The 14,531-nt window shown below is 69.7% G+C and carries 17 protein-coding genes; 11 read left to right on the top strand and 6 right to left on the bottom strand.

Annotation, left to right across the window (positions count from 1 at the left end):
• Positions 1-30 precede the first annotated feature (30 nt).
• From FHP06_RS04195 to FHP06_RS04170, 6 genes are read left to right on the top strand one after another with little or no spacing between them, the layout of a single operon-like run.
• Entirely contained in the window at positions 31-1,077 is a 1,047-nt protein-coding gene (locus FHP06_RS04195) for an ABC transporter substrate-binding protein (protein ID WP_187271772.1), read from the top strand.
• Between the two features lie 41 nt (positions 1,078-1,118).
• The gene (locus FHP06_RS04190; RefSeq protein ID WP_147684111.1) at positions 1,119-1,886 is read left to right on the top strand and encodes an ABC transporter ATP-binding protein; all 768 of its coding nucleotides are present in this window, start codon (positions 1,119-1,121) and stop codon (positions 1,884-1,886) included.
• Positions 1,883-2,710: an ABC transporter permease gene (locus FHP06_RS04185; protein ID WP_147684109.1), complete on the top strand. Its 828-nt coding sequence runs from the start codon at positions 1,883-1,885 to the stop codon at positions 2,708-2,710. The genes FHP06_RS04190 and FHP06_RS04185 overlap by 4 nt, the downstream gene beginning before the upstream one ends.
• Before the next feature lie 16 nt (positions 2,711-2,726).
• Positions 2,727-3,515, top strand: coding sequence for an N-acyl homoserine lactonase family protein (locus FHP06_RS04180; RefSeq protein WP_147684107.1), 789 nt, complete (start codon positions 2,727-2,729; stop codon positions 3,513-3,515).
• Between the two features lie 4 nt (positions 3,516-3,519).
• A complete protein-coding gene (locus FHP06_RS04175) occupies positions 3,520-3,888 on the top strand; it encodes a YidH family protein (protein ID WP_147684105.1) in 369 nt (122 codons plus the stop codon).
• Complete coding sequence (locus FHP06_RS04170) at positions 3,885-4,220, top strand: DUF202 domain-containing protein (RefSeq protein WP_222706355.1); 336 nt, start codon at positions 3,885-3,887, stop codon at positions 4,218-4,220. The genes FHP06_RS04175 and FHP06_RS04170 overlap by 4 nt, the downstream gene beginning before the upstream one ends.
• On the opposite strand, the gene FHP06_RS04165 is transcribed toward FHP06_RS04170, so the two are convergent.
• From FHP06_RS04165 to fabG, 3 genes are read right to left on the bottom strand one after another with little or no spacing between them, the layout of a single operon-like run.
• Positions 4,221-4,841, bottom strand: a complete 621-nt coding sequence (locus FHP06_RS04165) for a TetR/AcrR family transcriptional regulator (protein ID WP_147684103.1) — start codon at positions 4,839-4,841, stop codon at positions 4,221-4,223.
• A 10-nt stretch (positions 4,842-4,851) separates the two neighbouring features.
• A complete protein-coding gene (locus FHP06_RS04160; protein WP_147684100.1) occupies positions 4,852-5,886 on the bottom strand; it encodes a phosphotransferase family protein in 1,035 nt (344 codons plus the stop codon).
• Between the two features lie 4 nt (positions 5,887-5,890).
• Positions 5,891-6,646, bottom strand: coding sequence for a 3-oxoacyl-ACP reductase FabG (fabG, locus tag FHP06_RS04155; protein WP_147684098.1), 756 nt, complete (start codon positions 6,644-6,646; stop codon positions 5,891-5,893).
• 147 nt (positions 6,647-6,793) lie between these two features.
• On the opposite strand from fabG, the gene FHP06_RS04150 reads away from it, so the two are divergent.
• The 3 genes from FHP06_RS04150 (at position 6,794) to FHP06_RS04140 (ending at position 9,240) form a co-directional block, all read left to right on the top strand.
• Positions 6,794-8,296, top strand: a complete 1,503-nt coding sequence (locus tag FHP06_RS04150; RefSeq protein WP_230973403.1) for an acyl-CoA carboxylase subunit beta — start codon at positions 6,794-6,796, stop codon at positions 8,294-8,296.
• Positions 8,296-8,508: a biotin/lipoyl-binding carrier protein gene (locus tag FHP06_RS04145; RefSeq protein ID WP_187271771.1), complete on the top strand. Its 213-nt coding sequence runs from the start codon at positions 8,296-8,298 to the stop codon at positions 8,506-8,508. The genes FHP06_RS04150 and FHP06_RS04145 overlap by 1 nt, the downstream gene beginning before the upstream one ends.
• A gap of 66 nt (positions 8,509-8,574) precedes the next feature.
• On the top strand, positions 8,575-9,240 hold the full coding sequence (locus FHP06_RS04140; RefSeq protein ID WP_147684092.1) for an acyl-ACP thioesterase domain-containing protein: 666 nt from the start codon (positions 8,575-8,577) through the stop codon (positions 9,238-9,240).
• Here FHP06_RS04140 and FHP06_RS04135 read toward each other — a convergent pair.
• Positions 9,237-9,638, bottom strand: a complete 402-nt coding sequence (locus FHP06_RS04135; RefSeq protein ID WP_147684090.1) for a globin — start codon at positions 9,636-9,638, stop codon at positions 9,237-9,239. The two genes, FHP06_RS04140 and FHP06_RS04135, sit on opposite strands and share 4 nt — an antisense overlap.
• The gene (locus tag FHP06_RS04130) at positions 9,635-10,504 is read right to left on the bottom strand and encodes a mechanosensitive ion channel family protein (RefSeq protein WP_147684088.1); all 870 of its coding nucleotides are present in this window, start codon (positions 10,502-10,504) and stop codon (positions 9,635-9,637) included. The genes FHP06_RS04135 and FHP06_RS04130 overlap by 4 nt, the downstream gene beginning before the upstream one ends.
• 33 nt (positions 10,505-10,537) lie before the next feature.
• Between FHP06_RS04130 and FHP06_RS04125 the strand changes: the two genes are divergently transcribed.
• Positions 10,538-10,819 (top strand): hypothetical protein, encoded by a 282-nt coding sequence (locus FHP06_RS04125; RefSeq protein WP_147684086.1) that lies wholly within the window; start codon positions 10,538-10,540, stop codon positions 10,817-10,819.
• A 127-nt stretch (positions 10,820-10,946) separates the two neighbouring features.
• Positions 10,947-11,930, top strand: a complete 984-nt coding sequence (locus tag FHP06_RS04120; RefSeq protein ID WP_147684084.1) for a hypothetical protein — start codon at positions 10,947-10,949, stop codon at positions 11,928-11,930.
• A 45-nt stretch (positions 11,931-11,975) separates the two neighbouring features.
• Here FHP06_RS04120 and pepN read toward each other — a convergent pair whose 3' ends face one another.
• Positions 11,976-14,504 (bottom strand): aminopeptidase N, encoded by a 2,529-nt coding sequence (pepN, locus tag FHP06_RS04115; RefSeq protein WP_147684082.1) that lies wholly within the window; start codon positions 14,502-14,504, stop codon positions 11,976-11,978.
• Positions 14,505-14,531: the final 27 nt, after the last annotated feature.

The raw sequence follows: 14,531 nt of genomic DNA, 5'->3' as shown, positions 1-14,531 counted from the left end.
TCCAGATATCAAGGAGACATCGTGAACCCCATGACCCGACCGAAGAACACGCTCCGGCTCGGCGCCGGCGCCCTGGCGCTAGCGCTGACCCTCGGCGCTTGCGGGAGCGGGAGCGACGACTCGTCCTCCGGCGGCTCGATCTCCGCCAAGGTCGCGTACTACCCCGGAGCGCTTGTCTCGATGCCGGCTCTGGTCGCCCAGGAGAAGGGCTTCTTCGAGAAGAACGGCCTCAAGGTCGAGCTCACGAAGATCCCCAACGGCCCGGCGATGACCGCCAGCCTGTCCAGCGGCAGCGTGGACTTCGTGAACAACTCCTACGACAACCTCGCGGTGGCCGTCAGCAAGAACCTGCCCGTGCGGGCGGTCGCGGGCAACACGGTGCGCGTCCCGTTCAAGCTCCTCGTCCGCTCGGACGTCGACACACCCCATCTCGGCTCCGGATTCCCCGACGTCATCGACGACCTCGTCGACCGCAAATGGGGCGTCATCGCGCTGGGTGTCTCGCTGCAGTACCTCGATGAGGTCCTGCTCACGAAGTCCGGCCACTCTGCCAAGGACGTCACGTTCCTGGCCGTCGGGCTCGGTGACCCGGCCCGCGCCGCCCTGAAGAACAAGACGGTGGACACCTACATCGCCACCGAGCCGCTTCCGTCGATTGCCGAGTCGACTGGCGAGGCCAAGGTCGCGGTGGACCTCGTCGCCGGCGAGGGGCCGCAGGAGATCGCGAACCTCGACTACAACGGCTGGTGGGCCTCGTCGAAGGCGGTCACGAGCAACCCGAAGATGATCGAACGCTTCGTGAAGGCCAACGAGGACGCGTTCTGCTGGTACCGCGACCCGGCCAACCTCGACGAGCTGGTCACGATCCTCAAGAAGTCCGTCCCGGTTCCGGCGCTGGACGATGCCGAGTACAAGGAGATGGTGAAGAACAGCCTTCCCAGCTTCGGCGTCACCATCAAGGACCAGTCGCTGCAGACGTGGCAGCAGCTCCTTGTCGACAACAAGCAGCTCAAGCAGGTGTACGACCGTGCCGACCTCGTGGCTGACGTCGCACCGAAGGAGTACACGTGTCCATGACGAACCTGGTCGATCGCGACGAACCGCGACAGGATGGGTCGATGGCCTCGGCGAACGGGATCGAGCTGAACCAGGTCACCGTCTCGTTCGGCCGGGACCGGCCCGTCTTCGCCGACCTCGACCTGACGATCGAGCCGGGCGAGTTCGTCGCGATCGTCGGGGCGAGCGGCTGCGGCAAGACGACGCTCATGAACGTCGTGGCCGGGCTCGTGCCGCTTGACGCCGGGACGGCCGCCGTCGGGGGCTCACCGCCCTCGGCGGGCCGGCCCGACATCGCCTACATCCTTGCGCGCGACGCCCTGCTGCCGTGGCGCACCGTGCAGTCCAACGTGGAGTACGCGTTGGGTCTGTCCGGCGTCCCGCGGCGCGAGCGACCCGGACGTGCTCAGTCGTACCTGGAGAAGGTCGGGCTCGGGCACGCGGTCGGTCTCCTGCCCGCCGCCCTGTCGCACGGCATGCGCCAACGGGTCGCCCTGGCCCGGGCGTTCGCCGTCGAACGCTCCATCTACCTGCTCGACGAGCCGTTCAGCGCGCTCGACGCCCAGACGAAGCTGGTGCTCCAGAACCATCTCCTCAACCTCTGGGAGGAGAACCGCAAGACCGTCGTCTTCGTGACGCACGACATCGGCGAGGCCGTCGTCCTCGCCGACCGCGTGATCGTGATGGCGGCCAACGGTGGCGGCATCGTCGAGGAGGTCCCGGTGCGGATCGCCCGGCCGAGATCGTCCGAGGAGCTGCAGGAGAGCCCGGAGTTCCACGAGATCTATCGCGCCGCCTGGCACGCGCTGCGACGGGGGATGGGCGCATGACCGTCACGACGCTCACCAAGGTCCGCACCTCCAGCGGTGGCCGCCTCCTGTCTCGCCCGGGATACCTCGCAGGTGCACGGGCCCTGCTGCTCGTCGCGATCCTGCTGGCGTGGAAGGCGAGCACCCAGATCGGCTGGCTCGACGAGGCCTTCGTCTCCACGCCGCGCCAGGTCGCCGTGGCCACGTGGGACCTCCTCACCGGCGAGGAGCTGTGGCCGAACCTGCGGGTCACGCTCTACGAGGTCGTCGTCGCCTTCGGGCTCTCGGCCGTCCTCGGCGTCGCCGCTGCCATCGTCCTCGACCGCAACCGCTCGCTGAACGCGCTGGTCGCGCCGTTCTTCACGGCGATCAACAGCATGCCGCGCATCGCCCTCGGCCCGCTGTTCATCCTGTGGTTCGGCATCGGCGCCACCTCCAAGGTGGCTCTGGCGACGTCGCTCGGGTTCTTCATCGTCCTGGTCGCCGTGATGGGCGGGTTGAAGAACGTCGACCGCGACATGCTGCTCATGTCGCGGCTCTACGGCGCTCGCGAGCAGCAGCTGTTCTGGCACGTCCGACTGCCGTGGTGCCTGCCGTCCCTCTTCGCGGGCCTGCGGCTGACGATCGTCTACTGCACCGGCGGCGCGGTGATCGGGGAGATGATCGCCGCGCAGAACGGGCTGGGACTCCTGCTGCAGACCTACAGCAGTCAGTTCAACATCGCGAACGTCATCGCGATCCTGCTCGTCCTGGTCGTGATGGTGTCCGTGATGACCGGGGTGCTCGAGCTCGTCGAGCGACGTCTGCTCGGATGGAGCGAGGGAAGCACGGACATCCCCGGATGAGGACGAAGGAGGACGGATGGAGCTGAGCGTCACTCCGTTGCGGCTCGCCGAGCTCGTCGGAGTGCCGACGTCCGTCGGGCTCTACGGCCAGGGCGCCGGCGCCGAGCAGACGGTCCCGGTCTACGCGTTCCTGGTCCAGGGCGGGGCCCGTGGGCCGGTGCTGTTCGACCTCGGCCCTCCCGGTGAGGACGCTCCTGCGGTGCCCGGGCGCCCCGCAGTCTCCGGGCGCGTGGGCGTCGGCGAGGCCCTGCGCAAGGCGGGCGTCGATCCGTTCGACGTGACGACCGTCGTCGCGTCCCACCTCCACTGGGACCACTGCGTCGGGCTCGACGACGTGCCCAACGCCCGGCTCCTCGTCCAGCGGGAGGAGCTCCGGTTCGCGTTCACGCCCGACGTCGAGCAGTGGCGGCCGTACGACTCCTGGGAGCAGGGGCGGACGCCGTCGTGGTCGGCGACCCTCGACCGGACCGATGCGATAGACGGCGTGGTCCGACTCGACGACGGCCTGGTGATCGTCCCGACCCCGGGGCACACGCCCGGCAGCCAGTCCCTGCTCGTCGAGCGTCCGGACCGGTCCTTCCTCCTGTGCGGCGACCTCTTCACCACGTACGACAACCTCGGCGGGGTGGTCCCGCGGGCCGGTGCCAGGGCCACACGGGTCCCGCCCGGGATCCATCACGACTTGACGGCCTGGCGCCGGTCCATCGACCAAGTCACTCAGAACGGTTGGCTGCCGCTGCCGGCGCACGACGTCCGCGTGATCGAGGTCCTCGACGGGACGTGGGACCCGTTCGAGGCTCGATGACGGCATGACCGACACGGAACAGCGATGGCCCCGAGGGCTGTACGACCATGGTGAGGAGCCGGACCCGCGGTTCTCGCTCGCCAACGAGAGGACATTCCTCGCCTGGATCCGGACGACCCTCGCGCTGCTGGCCGGCGCCGCTGGCGTGCACGCCTTCGACCTCGACGTCACGGACGCCCTGGCCCGCAGCGCCTCCACGCTCCTGGCCGTGGCCGGGCTGGCCGCGGCGCTCCAGGCCTGGGTCGGCTGGGTCCGGACCGAGCGTGCCCTCCGAGAGGGGCGGCCCCTGCCGTCCAACGCGGCCGGTGCGGTGCTGGTCGCGGCCGTCGCGGTGACCGCGGCGGCGATGATCGTCGTCGGGTCGACCGGGTGACCGGTCAGCCGCCACCGGGCGCGCAGCAGGAGCGCACGATGCTCGCGTGGCGACGCACCACCCTCTCGTACGTCGTGGTGGAGCTGTTCGTGGCGAAGGTCGCGCTCGACGACGGGGCTTCCGGTGCCGTCGTGCTCAGCGCCGGCTGCGTCGTCTTCGCCCTCTGGCTCGTCCTGACCTACCTGCGTCGCGGACCGTGGACCGCGGCCTCCGTCGCCGAGCCCCGCTTCGCACTCCTGCTTCGCGACGGACGACTTCCGGCGCTGGTGTCCGTCGTGGCTGGTGCGTCCGCGGTCGCGGTGACGGTCCTGGCCGTGAGCGCCGGGACCTGATCAGCTCGACGTGTCGGCCGACAGCAGGTAGGCCGCGAGCAGGCGCTTCAGCTCGACGACGGCCTCCTCGTGGCTCTGGCCGTCGCGGATGGAGAAGTTCAGCATCGAGTAGGCCACGTGGATGATCACCTCGGCCATGATGCGGCGACGATCGCGGGGCGTGCCGGGGGTGAGCGGCGCGAGCACGCGGGCCACGTCGGCGGCGAGCTCGCGCTCGGTGACGGCGGCGGTCGCGCGCGTGGCCGGCGTCGACTGCACGGCGTGCCACACGGCGCGGCGGGACGGGTCGCTGGCCCACAGGGCGGCCACGTGGTCGATGAGCCGGTCCAGGAACTTCAGCCAGTCCAGGCTGGGGATCTCGCTGGCGAACTGCTCGAGCTCCTGGCGGACGGCGACGGCGTCGACGCGGTCGAGCTCGCAGACCATGACGTACTTGTTCTGGAAGAACTGGTAGAGCGTGCCGATCGGCAGGCCGGCGCGGCGCGCGACCTCCTCCATCGTGAACGCCTCGAAGCCGACCTCGAGCAGCAGCTCACGCGCCACCTGCAGCAGGTGGTCGAACTTCTTCTGGCTGCGCTCCTGCGTCGGGCGGCGGCGGGGTTCGAGGATCTCGGCCGTCACGCCGCCAACCCTACTGGTCGGTAGCGCTCCCGGCGTGCAGTCCGGCCTGGATCAACGGCTCGATCAGGTCGCCGATGCCGTCGAAGCCGGCACCCAGCGTCTGCCCGTGGCTGTGGCGGTAGTGGATGCCCTCGAGGATGACGGCCAGCTTGAAGAAGCTGAAGGCGACGTGGAAGTGCAGGTCGCTCACGTCACGTCCGGACCGCTCGGCGTACCGCGTGAGCACCTCGTCGCGGGGCAGGTATCCCGGTGCGCGCGGCGCGTCGGTGACGAGCCCCGCCGTCGTGCCCGGGGGAGCGGCCTCCGCGAGCTGTTGGTACGCCAGCAGGATCGCGACGTCGGTGAGCGGGTCGCCGAGCGTGCACATCTCCCAGTCGAGGACGGCGGTGATCGAGTCGGAGTCGTCGACCAGGACGTTGTCGAGCCGGTAGTCGCCGTGGACGATCGTCGAGTCGCCGCCGGTGGGGATGTCGGCGTCGAGCATCGCGATCAGGTCGTCCATGCCCGGCAGCTCGCGACTGCGGGACGCGTCCAGCTGCTTCTTCCAGCGGGCGACCTGACGCTCCAGGTAGCCCTCCGGGCGCCCGAAGTCGCCGAGACCGACGGACTCGTAGTCCACCGCGTGCAGGTCGACGAGGGTGTCGACCAGGCGCTCGGTGATCGCCCGCGTGCGCTCCGGGCCGTGGCCGGCGAGCTGGTCGGCCCGGCTGTAGGCCAGGCCCGCCGCGCGCTCCATCACGTAGAACGGCGCGCCGATCACGGACTCGTCCTCGCAGAGTGCGAAGGTCTCCGGCACCGGTACGTCGGTCGGCGCGAGGGCGGTCATCACGCGGTACTCGCGCGACATGTCGTGCGCGGTGGCCAGGACGTGCCCCAGGGGAGGCCTGCGGACGATGACCTCGCGCGTCCCGTCGGTGACGGCGTACGTGAGGTTGGACTTGCCGCCCGTGATGAGGGACGCCTCGAGCGGGTCCTCGAGCAGGCCGGGCGCGGCGGAGTCGAGCCAGGTGCTGAGCGCGTCGGTGTCGAGCCCCTCGGTGCTCACGCGGTCAGGCCTTCGGTCCGCCGGCGACGTAGATGACCTGGCCGGACACGAAGCCCGCGCCCTCGCTCACCAGGAACGAGACGGTGTGCGCGATGTCCTCGGGCTGCCCGACGCGGGCGACCGGGATCTGCTCGGCGTTCCACTTGATGAAGTCGTCGAACGGGATCTTCATGCGCTCGGCCGTGGCAGCGGTCATGTCGGTCTGGATGAAGCCCGGTGCGATGGCGTTGGCCGTGACGCCGTACTTGCCCAGCTCGATGGCGAGGGTCTTGGTGAAGCCCTGCAGCCCGGCCTTGGCGGCCGAGTAGTTGGCCTGGCCGCGGTTGCCGAGCGCGGAGATGCTCGACAGGTTCACGATCCGGCCCCACTTCGCCTCGGTCATGTGCTGCTGCACGGCCTTGGTGGTGTTGAACGCCCCGCGCAGGTGCACGGCCATGACGGAGTCCCAGTCGTCGACCGTCATCTTGAACAGGAGGTTGTCGCGGATGATGCCGGCGTTGTTGACGAGCACGGTGGGCGCGCCGAGCTCGGCGACCACGCGCTCGACGGCGGCGTCGACGCTGGCGGGGTCGCTCACGTCCGCGCCGACGGCCAGGGCGGTGCCGCCGGCCTCGGTGATCGCGTCGACGGTGCCGGCGCACGAGCCCTCGTCGAGGTCGAGGACGGCCACCTTCATGCCGTCGGCGGCGAGGCGCTGGGCGGTGCCGGCGCCGATCCCACGGGCGGCTCCGGTGACGATCGCGGTGCGAGTGTCGGTCACGACGTTCTCCTCGAGGTAAGCGCTTGCTTAGACGACTGCACGCTAGCAGGTCCGCTGCCGCAGAGACACCGCGAACGAAACATGAGGAATTCCTCATCTTGTTGTATAGTTGAGGAAAGCCTCATGTTTTACGAACAGGGAGACGACGTGACCTCAGTCGACACGGAGCGGACCGCTCCGGAGCACACGGACCACCGCAGCGTCCTCGCGCAGCGACGCGACGAGCTGGCGGTCCGGGTGGAACCGAAAGGGTCACGCGTCTACACCGCTCGTGAACGCGCCGAGGCGTTCGTCGACCCGGGCACGTTCGTGCCCATGGTGCCTTTGCGCAAGGCGGGTCCGACGGGCGGCAGCGGCGTGGTCACCGGGTGGGGCTCCACCAGCGGTCACCCCGTCGTCGTGATCAGTCACGACGCGGCGGTGGCCTCGGGGGCGATCGGTGCGGTCTTCGCCGAGACGGTCCAGCGCGCGCAGCGCCTGGCCATCGACAAGGGCTACCCGATCGTCTACATCAACGACTCCGGCGGCGCGCGCATCCACGACGGCATCCACGCGCTGCACGGCTGTGGCGGCATCTTCGCCAACAATGTCGAGGCCAGCCACGTGGTCCCGCAGATCTCGCTCATCCTGGGCCCCTGCGCGGGCGCCGCGGCCTACTCGCCGGCGCTCACCGACTGGACGATCATGGTGAAGGGCCAGGGCCAGATGTTCCTGACCGGTCCGGAGATCGTGAAGGCCGCCACCGGTGAGGACGCGTCGGCCGACGACATCGGCGGCTCGCAGCTGCACACCACCGTCTCCGGCGTCGCCCACCTCGAGGTGCCCACCGAGGAGGCCGCGTTCGAGGCGGCCCGCACCTTGCTGTCGTTCCTGCCGAACCGCGTCGGCGGCGCGGCCAAGGTCGTCGAGCCGCGCCCGGCCGACCCGGTCGCCGTGGAGCGCCTGCCGCTCGTCGTGCCGGACAAGTCCAGCGTCGTGTTCGACATGCACGAGGTGCTCGACGGCGTCCTCGACGCGGGAGAGCGGTTCGAGCTCATGCCCACGCACGCGCCCAGCGTCCTGACGCTGCTCGGCCGGCTGGACGGCCGCCCGGTCGCGGTCGTCGCCAACCAGCCGAAGGCTCGTGGCGGCATCCTCGACGCCAAGGCGTCGGTGAAGATCTCGCGGTTCGTCGAGTTCTGCGCCCGCTACGACCTGCCGATCCTCACGTTCGTCGACGTCCCCGGCTTCCTGCCCGGCACCGTCGAGGAGGGGCGGGGCGTCATCACCCAGGGCGCCACGATGCTCCGCGCGTACGTCGAGGCGAAGTCCCCGGTGCTCACGGTCGTCGTCCGCAAGGCCTACGGCGGCGCGTATATCGCGATGGGCGCCCGCTCGCTCGGCGCCGACTTCACCTGGGCCTGGTCCGGCTCGGAGATCGCCGTGATGGGTCCCGGCGGGGCGGTCGCGCTGCTGCACCGTCGCGCGCTCAAGGAGGCGGAGGAGCCCACGGTCCTGCGCGACCAGCTCGCCGCGGAGTACCGCGAGAACGTCGCGCGCCCCTATCTGGCCGCCGAGGCCGGTATCGTCGACGACGTGATCTTCCCCGAGGAGACCCGCGGCCGGATGGTCGACGCGCTGCGCCTGCTGAGCCACGAGTCGGCCCGCTGATGGCCGAGGCCCGTGCGGAGATCGTCGCGAACGTCTGGAAGCTCGTGGCGTCCGTGGGCGACGAGGTCGCCGTCGGCGACGTCCTCGCCGTCCTCGAGACCATGAAGATGGAGATCCCGGTGCCGTCGCCGTCGGCCGGCACCGTGATCGAGATTCCGGTGACCGAGGGCCAGATCGTCCAGGAGGGCGACGTCATCGCCGTCATCGAGTAGCGGCGGGGGTGCCGGGCCGCGGGCGGCGGTCGGCACTGCGATCATCTCCGTGTGCAGGAAACTCATGTGCCCATGCGGTGGGCCGACCTCGACTCGCTGAACCACGTCAACAACGTCGTCTACGTCGACTACGCGATGGAGGTCCGGGCGAAGCTCGGCCACCACGAGCAGGTCCGGCGTGCGACCGTCGACTTCCTGCGGCCGCTGCTGCTGAGCAGCAAGCCGGTGCTCGTGCGCTCCGACGTCACCGACGACGTCGAGACCTACGAGATCTGCGGCAACGACGGGAGCGCCGTGTTCGCCCGCATCGTGCTCGAGCGCGGCACGCCGGAGCCGATGGTCGACGAGGCGGGCTCGGAGCTGTCGATGCAGCTGCGTCGCACCGACCTCGGTCCCGACGGCTTCGTCACGATCGGGCGGCTGTTCGAGCTGTTCCAGGAGGTTCGGATCATGGGCATCGGCACCACGTTCCCGCACCGCGAGGCCGGCCGGTTCGTGGTGGGTCGCGTGCAGCTCGACCTGGGCGAGCCGATGCCGTGGAGCGACGAGCCCTACCGCGTGCAGACCCACGTCGCGCACGTCAGCACGTCGTCGTTCGGCTCGATGACGCGTATCGAGGGCGGCCGGTACGGCTCGGCCCTGGCGATCCTGGTCGGGTTCGACATGGCCACCCAGTCGTCGCGGAAGCTCGACGACGCGGAGCGCGCGGCGCTCGAGGCCGCCTTGCCCTAGTCCGTCGGTTCCGCCGAGTTGACCATGAAGTCGGCGGCGTGCTGGACGTACTCCCAGAACCGGGCGTCCTGCTCGGGTGTGAGGTCGACGGCGTCGAGGCCGTCGCGGAAGTGCTTGAGCCAGTGGTTGCGCGCGGTCAGGGTGACGGCGAACGGCGCGTGCCGCATGCGCAGCCGCGGGTGCCCGCGCTGCGTCGAGTACGTCGTGGGGCCGCCCCAGTACTGCACGAGGAACATCGTGAAGCGCGCCGCCGCGGGGGCGAGGTCCTCCTCGGGGTAGAGCGGCCGCAGCACCGGATCGGTGGCGACGCCCTCGTAGAACACCTCCACGATCCGGGCGATGGTCTCGTGACCGCCGATCTCCTCGTAGAAGGTCTGCTCGGTATCCGGCTGCGTCATGCCTCGCCTCCGAGGTCGGGTCCGGGGATGAAGGACGTGGGGATGCGGATGCCGACGGCGTCGAAGCGAGCCTTGATCCGCTGGCGCATGGTGCGGGCCACGAGCCACTGCTGCAGGGGTGCGGTCTTGAGCACCACGCGGACGACGACGCCGTCGCGGTCGAACCGCTCGACGCCCCAGACCTCGGGCTCCTCGATGATCACGTCGTGGAAGCGCTGGTCCGCGTACATGGACTCGGCCTCCTCCTGGAGGATCTGCTGGACCTGGTCGAGGTCGGAGTCGTAGGCCACGGTGATGTCGAGCACCGTCCGCGCCCAGTTCTGGCTGGAGTTGCCGGCGCGCAGGACCTCGCCGTTGCGGACGTACCAGACGGTGCCGTTCACGTCGCGGAGCCGGGTGACGCGCAGCCCGACCGACTCGACGGTGCCGGAGGCCTCGCCGAGGTCGACGACGTCGCCGACGCCGTACTGGTCCTCCAGGATCATGAAGACGCCGTTGAGGTAGTCCTTCACCAGGTTCTGTGCGCCGAAGCCGAGGGCCACGCCCACGATGCCGGCGCTGGCGATGATCGGGGCGATGTTGTAGTTCACTTGGTCGAGGGCCGTCACGAAGACGATCGCCACGATGACGACGGTGGTGACGCTCTTCAGCAGCGACCCGATCGTCTGGGCGCGCTGCTGGCGTCGCTCGCCGGACGTGGGGCGGTCGTGGTTGATGACGCTGGCCCGGGCGACGATCCGGTCGATGGCCCGATTGGCCAGCCATCGCACCACGATGCCGACGACGATGATGATGGCGATGCGGACCAGCGCCGCCACCGGCGGTCCCCAGTCCACGTCGGGCAGGTTCACGTCGAGGGAGGGCATGGGGACCAGCCTACGGGCGGATACGATGACGCCATGAAGGCTCCCGCTCGCGCCGTGACCGTCATCTCCACCGCTCTCGTGCTCCTCGTGGGCCTCGCCGCCCCGGCTCTGGCCGACGGCCCGGCCACCCCGGCGTGGCCGGACGGCAAGGACCGCAGCGCGCTCGACGACATCGTCCTCTTCGGCGGGTCGACGGTCGGCCTCATCGTCGTCATCTCACTGTTCGCGCTGCTCACCGCGCGGCACAACTACACGCCCCCGCCGCCGAGGGCCGACCTGGAGAAGGCGCCGGGCAGCGAGGCAGCGCACCACTGACCCCGCGTTCCCGCTGAGAGTGACGTTTTCGCCCTGATTTGAGCGAAAAGTGGGCTGAAACGTCACTCCCATCGGCAGGTGTGGATGCAACGCAGCACCTGACAAGGTGGCGACGCATCCTGTGCGGGTGTCCACGAGCGATCCCACCTACCAGTCGCGCCGATCCGGAGCGGCGCGCTCGCAAGGTCTCACCTACAAGCAGCTGACGTCACGCCGCTTCGTGCGGCCACTGCATGGTGTGGTCCGCCCGGCGGCGACATCGGGTGATCCGCTCGACCTGCGCCTGTCCGATGCCACGGCACTTCTCGGACCGACGAATGCCTTGGGTGGTTGGGCGGCCCTTCGGGTTCAGGGCAACACCTGGTTCGACGGTGTCGACCGTGGTGCAGGCGAACGCGAGATCCTCGTTCACTGTCTCCCTGGAAGCCAGCTGCGTCCCCGCCGCGGAATCACGCCGACACGATCCGATCTCCTACCCGACGAGATCGATCACCTGGAGAACTACGCCGTCGCCACCATGGCGCGTGCCGCCTACGACGAGATGCGGCTGGCAGTCAACGTTCGTGAGGCCGTGGTCGCGCTGGACATGGCGGTCTCGTCGACTTCCGGCGTCGCTCACACCACCATCGAACGCGTCGGCCGCGTTGTCAGGTCACACCACAAGACGCGCGGCATCGTCCAAGCGCGGCAGGCGCTCGAGCTGGGTTCCAACCGATCGGCGAGTCCGTGGGAGACCCGCACTCGACTCGTCGCAGAGCTCGACGCCGGCATCGAGGGCCTGCGGGTCAACGCGCCCGTCTTCGACGAGCTCGGCCGGTTGCTGGGCGTCGCCGATCTTCTCGACGTGGAGGCGGGCCTCATCATCGAGTCCGACGGCAGCATGCACCGGGAGGCCGAACGTCATGCAGAGGACAACCGCCGGGAGGAAGGTTTCGAGCGCGTCGGGGCGATCGTCAGTCGTGTGTCGTCGCTTGATCATGCCGACCGATACGGCTTGGCGGCCCGCCTCGTTGACGCCTATCGCCACGCCCAGCGACTTCCTCGGCCTCGATGGCAGCTTGAGCCGCCTGCCTGGTGGGCCACCTGGCCACCCGCCCAACGCTGGCAGTGACGTTTTCGCCCGGATTTCGCGGAAATCCGGGCGAAAACGTCACGCTCAGCGGGAGCGGGCGCGGAGGGCCCGGGCGAGGTCGTCGCAGCCCTCCGACACGTACCGCTGGGCCGCGGGACTCGCTGACGTCGTCGCCAGCCACGACCGCACCCGCTGCAGCGTCGACTCCGACGGGTTGGCCAGCGGGAACAGGTAGATCAGCGCGACCTGGCCGATCCAGACGCCCTTCTCCTCGATGACGGTCTCCGCCATCTCCAGGTAGCGATCGACGTACGGCTCGAGCACGTCGGCCTGGCCGGACACCTGGAACGCCAGCGCCGTCTGGCGCCGGGTCTCGTTGGGCGTCTCGGCGTCCTCGACGATGCGCGTCCACGCCTCGGCCTTGGCCTCGGCGGTCGGACGGATCGCCCGCGCGGCGGAGGCGTTCTCCTGGCCGGAGATCGTGTGGTCGAGCTCGAGCTCCGCGGTGATCTCGTCCTCGCCGGCGTCGCCGACCCGCGCGAGGGCGGTGACGAGCGTCCAGCGCAGGTCCGTGTCGACGGCCAGGCCGTCGAGGCCTCCGCCGAGCAGCTCGCGCAGGTAGTCCGGGCCGGTGGCTGCGGACGCGTAGCCGCGCACGAAGGCCAGCTGGTGGTCGCTGCCCGGCTCGGCGGCCTCGACGAGGCTGCGCAGGCCTGCCTCCCAGCGCTCACGCAGGGCGGGCTGGTCGGTCTCCGCGGTGAACAGGTTCACGGCGCTCTGGCCCTGCCGCAGGAGGGCCGAGACCGCGGTGAGGTCGGACTCGCCCCCGATGCCGGCGAGCACGAGCGAGACGAACTTGTCGGACGACAGCTCGGCGTCGCGCGTCATGTCCCAGGCCGAGCCCCAGCACAGGGCCCGGGGGAGCGACTCCTCGAACGTCGCGTTGCTCTCGACGAGGGCGTTGAACGAGCGCTCGTCGAGTCGGATCTTGGCGTAGGTGAGGTCGTCGTCGTTGAGCAGGATGAGGTCCGGACGGCGGTGATCCAGCAGCTCCTCGATCGAGGTCGAGGCGCCGCGCACGTCGACCTCGACGCGTTCACGGCGAGCCAGTCGCCCGTCGACGAGGTCGTAGAGGCCGATCGCGATCCGGTGACGGCGGAGCGTCGGGTAGGCCTCGATCGCGGTCTGCTCGACGGTGAAGGAGGTGAAGGCGTCGTTCTCGTCGGTCTCGAACTCCGCGTGCAGCGTGTTGACGCCGGACGTCTGCAACCATTCCTGGGCCCAGTCGTGCAGGTCGCGGCCGGACGCCTCCTCCAGCTCCACCAGCAGGTCGGTGAGCTGGGTGTTGCCGAACGCGTGCTTGGTGAAGTACGAGCGGAGCCCGGCGAAGAAGTCCTTCTCGCCGACCCACGCCACCAGCTGCTTGAGCGCGGAGGCGCCCTTCGCGTAGGTGATGCCGTCGAAGTTGGCCTCGACGGCCCGCAGGTCGTAGTTGTCGGCCGCGATCGGGTGCGTCGACGGCAGCTGGTCCTGACGGTACGCCCAGTTCTTGCGGTTGTTGGTGAAGCCGGTCCAGGCGTCGGTGAAGCGGGTGGCCGCGACGGAGGAGTGGTGGGCGGCGAACTCGGCGAACGACTCGTTCAGCCACAGGTCGTCCCACCACTTCATCGTCACGAGGTCGCCGAACCACATGTGCGCCATCTCGTGGAGGATCGTGTTCGCGCGCGACTCGTACGCGGCGACGGTCTGGCGGCTGCGGAAGATCATCTCGTCGCGGAACGTCACGCAGCCCGCGTTCTCCATCGCGCCCATGTTGTACTCCGGCACGAAGAGCTGGTCGTACTTGCCGAACGGGTACGCCATCTCGAAGGCGCCCTCGAAGAACTCGAAGCCCTGCTTGGTGATGAGGAAGATGTCGTCGGCGTCGAGGTGCTCGACGAGGGACTGGCGGCAGAAGACGCCGAGCGGGATCTCCCCGTGCTCGCCGTGGTACGCGTCGCGCACGACGTGGTACTCGCCGGCGACGAGCGCGGTGATGTACGTGGACATCCGCTGGGTGGGGGCGAAGTCCCACCGGGAGACGCCGTCGCGCACCGGGACCGGCTCGGGCGTGGGCGCGTTGGACACGACCTGCCAGTGCGACGGGGCGGTGACGTGCATCTCGAACGTCGCCTTCAGGTCGGGCTGCTCGAACGTCGTGAAGACGCGGCGCGCGTCCGGCACCTCGAACTGCGTGTAGAGGTACGGCCGGTCGTCGGCGGGGTCGACGAACCGGTGCAGGCCCTCGCCGGAGTGCGAGTACGCGCACGTGGCCTCGACGCGCAGCTCGTTGGTCTCCTGCAGGCCGGAGAGCGGGATGCGGCTGTCGGCGTAGACCGACGGGTCGATGGACTCGCCGTTCAGCGTGATCGCGGAGATCTCGCCGCCGACGAGGTCGGCGAACGTCGAGGCACCGGGCGTGGCTCCGAACCGGATGGTGGTGGTGGAGCCGAAGCGGGTGGCATTGCCGTCTTCTGGCGGGGCGGTGAGGTCGAGCTCGACGACGTAGGACTCGGTGGAGACCACCGCCGCGCGCTCCTGGGCTTCTTCACGGGTGAGATTCGTTCCAGGCATGCGTTCACTCTTTCATGCGGCACGATG

Origin of the sequence: Aeromicrobium terrae (genome assembly GCF_008039565.1) — a bacterium.
Classification (GTDB): domain Bacteria; phylum Actinomycetota; class Actinomycetes; order Propionibacteriales; family Nocardioidaceae; genus Aeromicrobium; species Aeromicrobium terrae.
The sequence above is the reverse complement of the archived record's forward strand: the minus strand, read 5'-3'. Positions and strand labels throughout refer to the sequence as shown.

Coding starts and splice junctions, on each gene's coding strand:
- pepN (WP_147684082.1), bottom strand. CDS start 14,504: ATGCCTGGAACGAATCTCACCCGTGAAGAAGCCCAGGAGCGCGCGGCG.
- FHP06_RS04190 (WP_147684111.1), top strand. CDS start 1,119: ATGGCCTCGGCGAACGGGATCGAGCTGAACCAGGTCACCGTCTCGTTC.
- FHP06_RS04130 (WP_147684088.1), bottom strand. CDS start 10,504: ATGCCCTCCCTCGACGTGAACCTGCCCGACGTGGACTGGGGACCGCCG.
- FHP06_RS04180 (WP_147684107.1), top strand. CDS start 2,727: ATGGAGCTGAGCGTCACTCCGTTGCGGCTCGCCGAGCTCGTCGGAGTG.
- FHP06_RS04195 (WP_187271772.1), top strand. CDS start 31: ATGACCCGACCGAAGAACACGCTCCGGCTCGGCGCCGGCGCCCTGGCG.
- FHP06_RS04135 (WP_147684090.1), bottom strand. CDS start 9,638: ATGACGCAGCCGGATACCGAGCAGACCTTCTACGAGGAGATCGGCGGT.
- FHP06_RS04125 (WP_147684086.1), top strand. CDS start 10,538: ATGAAGGCTCCCGCTCGCGCCGTGACCGTCATCTCCACCGCTCTCGTG.
- FHP06_RS04145 (WP_187271771.1), top strand. CDS start 8,296: ATGGCCGAGGCCCGTGCGGAGATCGTCGCGAACGTCTGGAAGCTCGTG.
- FHP06_RS04175 (WP_147684105.1), top strand. CDS start 3,520: ATGACCGACACGGAACAGCGATGGCCCCGAGGGCTGTACGACCATGGT.
- FHP06_RS04185 (WP_147684109.1), top strand. CDS start 1,883: ATGACCGTCACGACGCTCACCAAGGTCCGCACCTCCAGCGGTGGCCGC.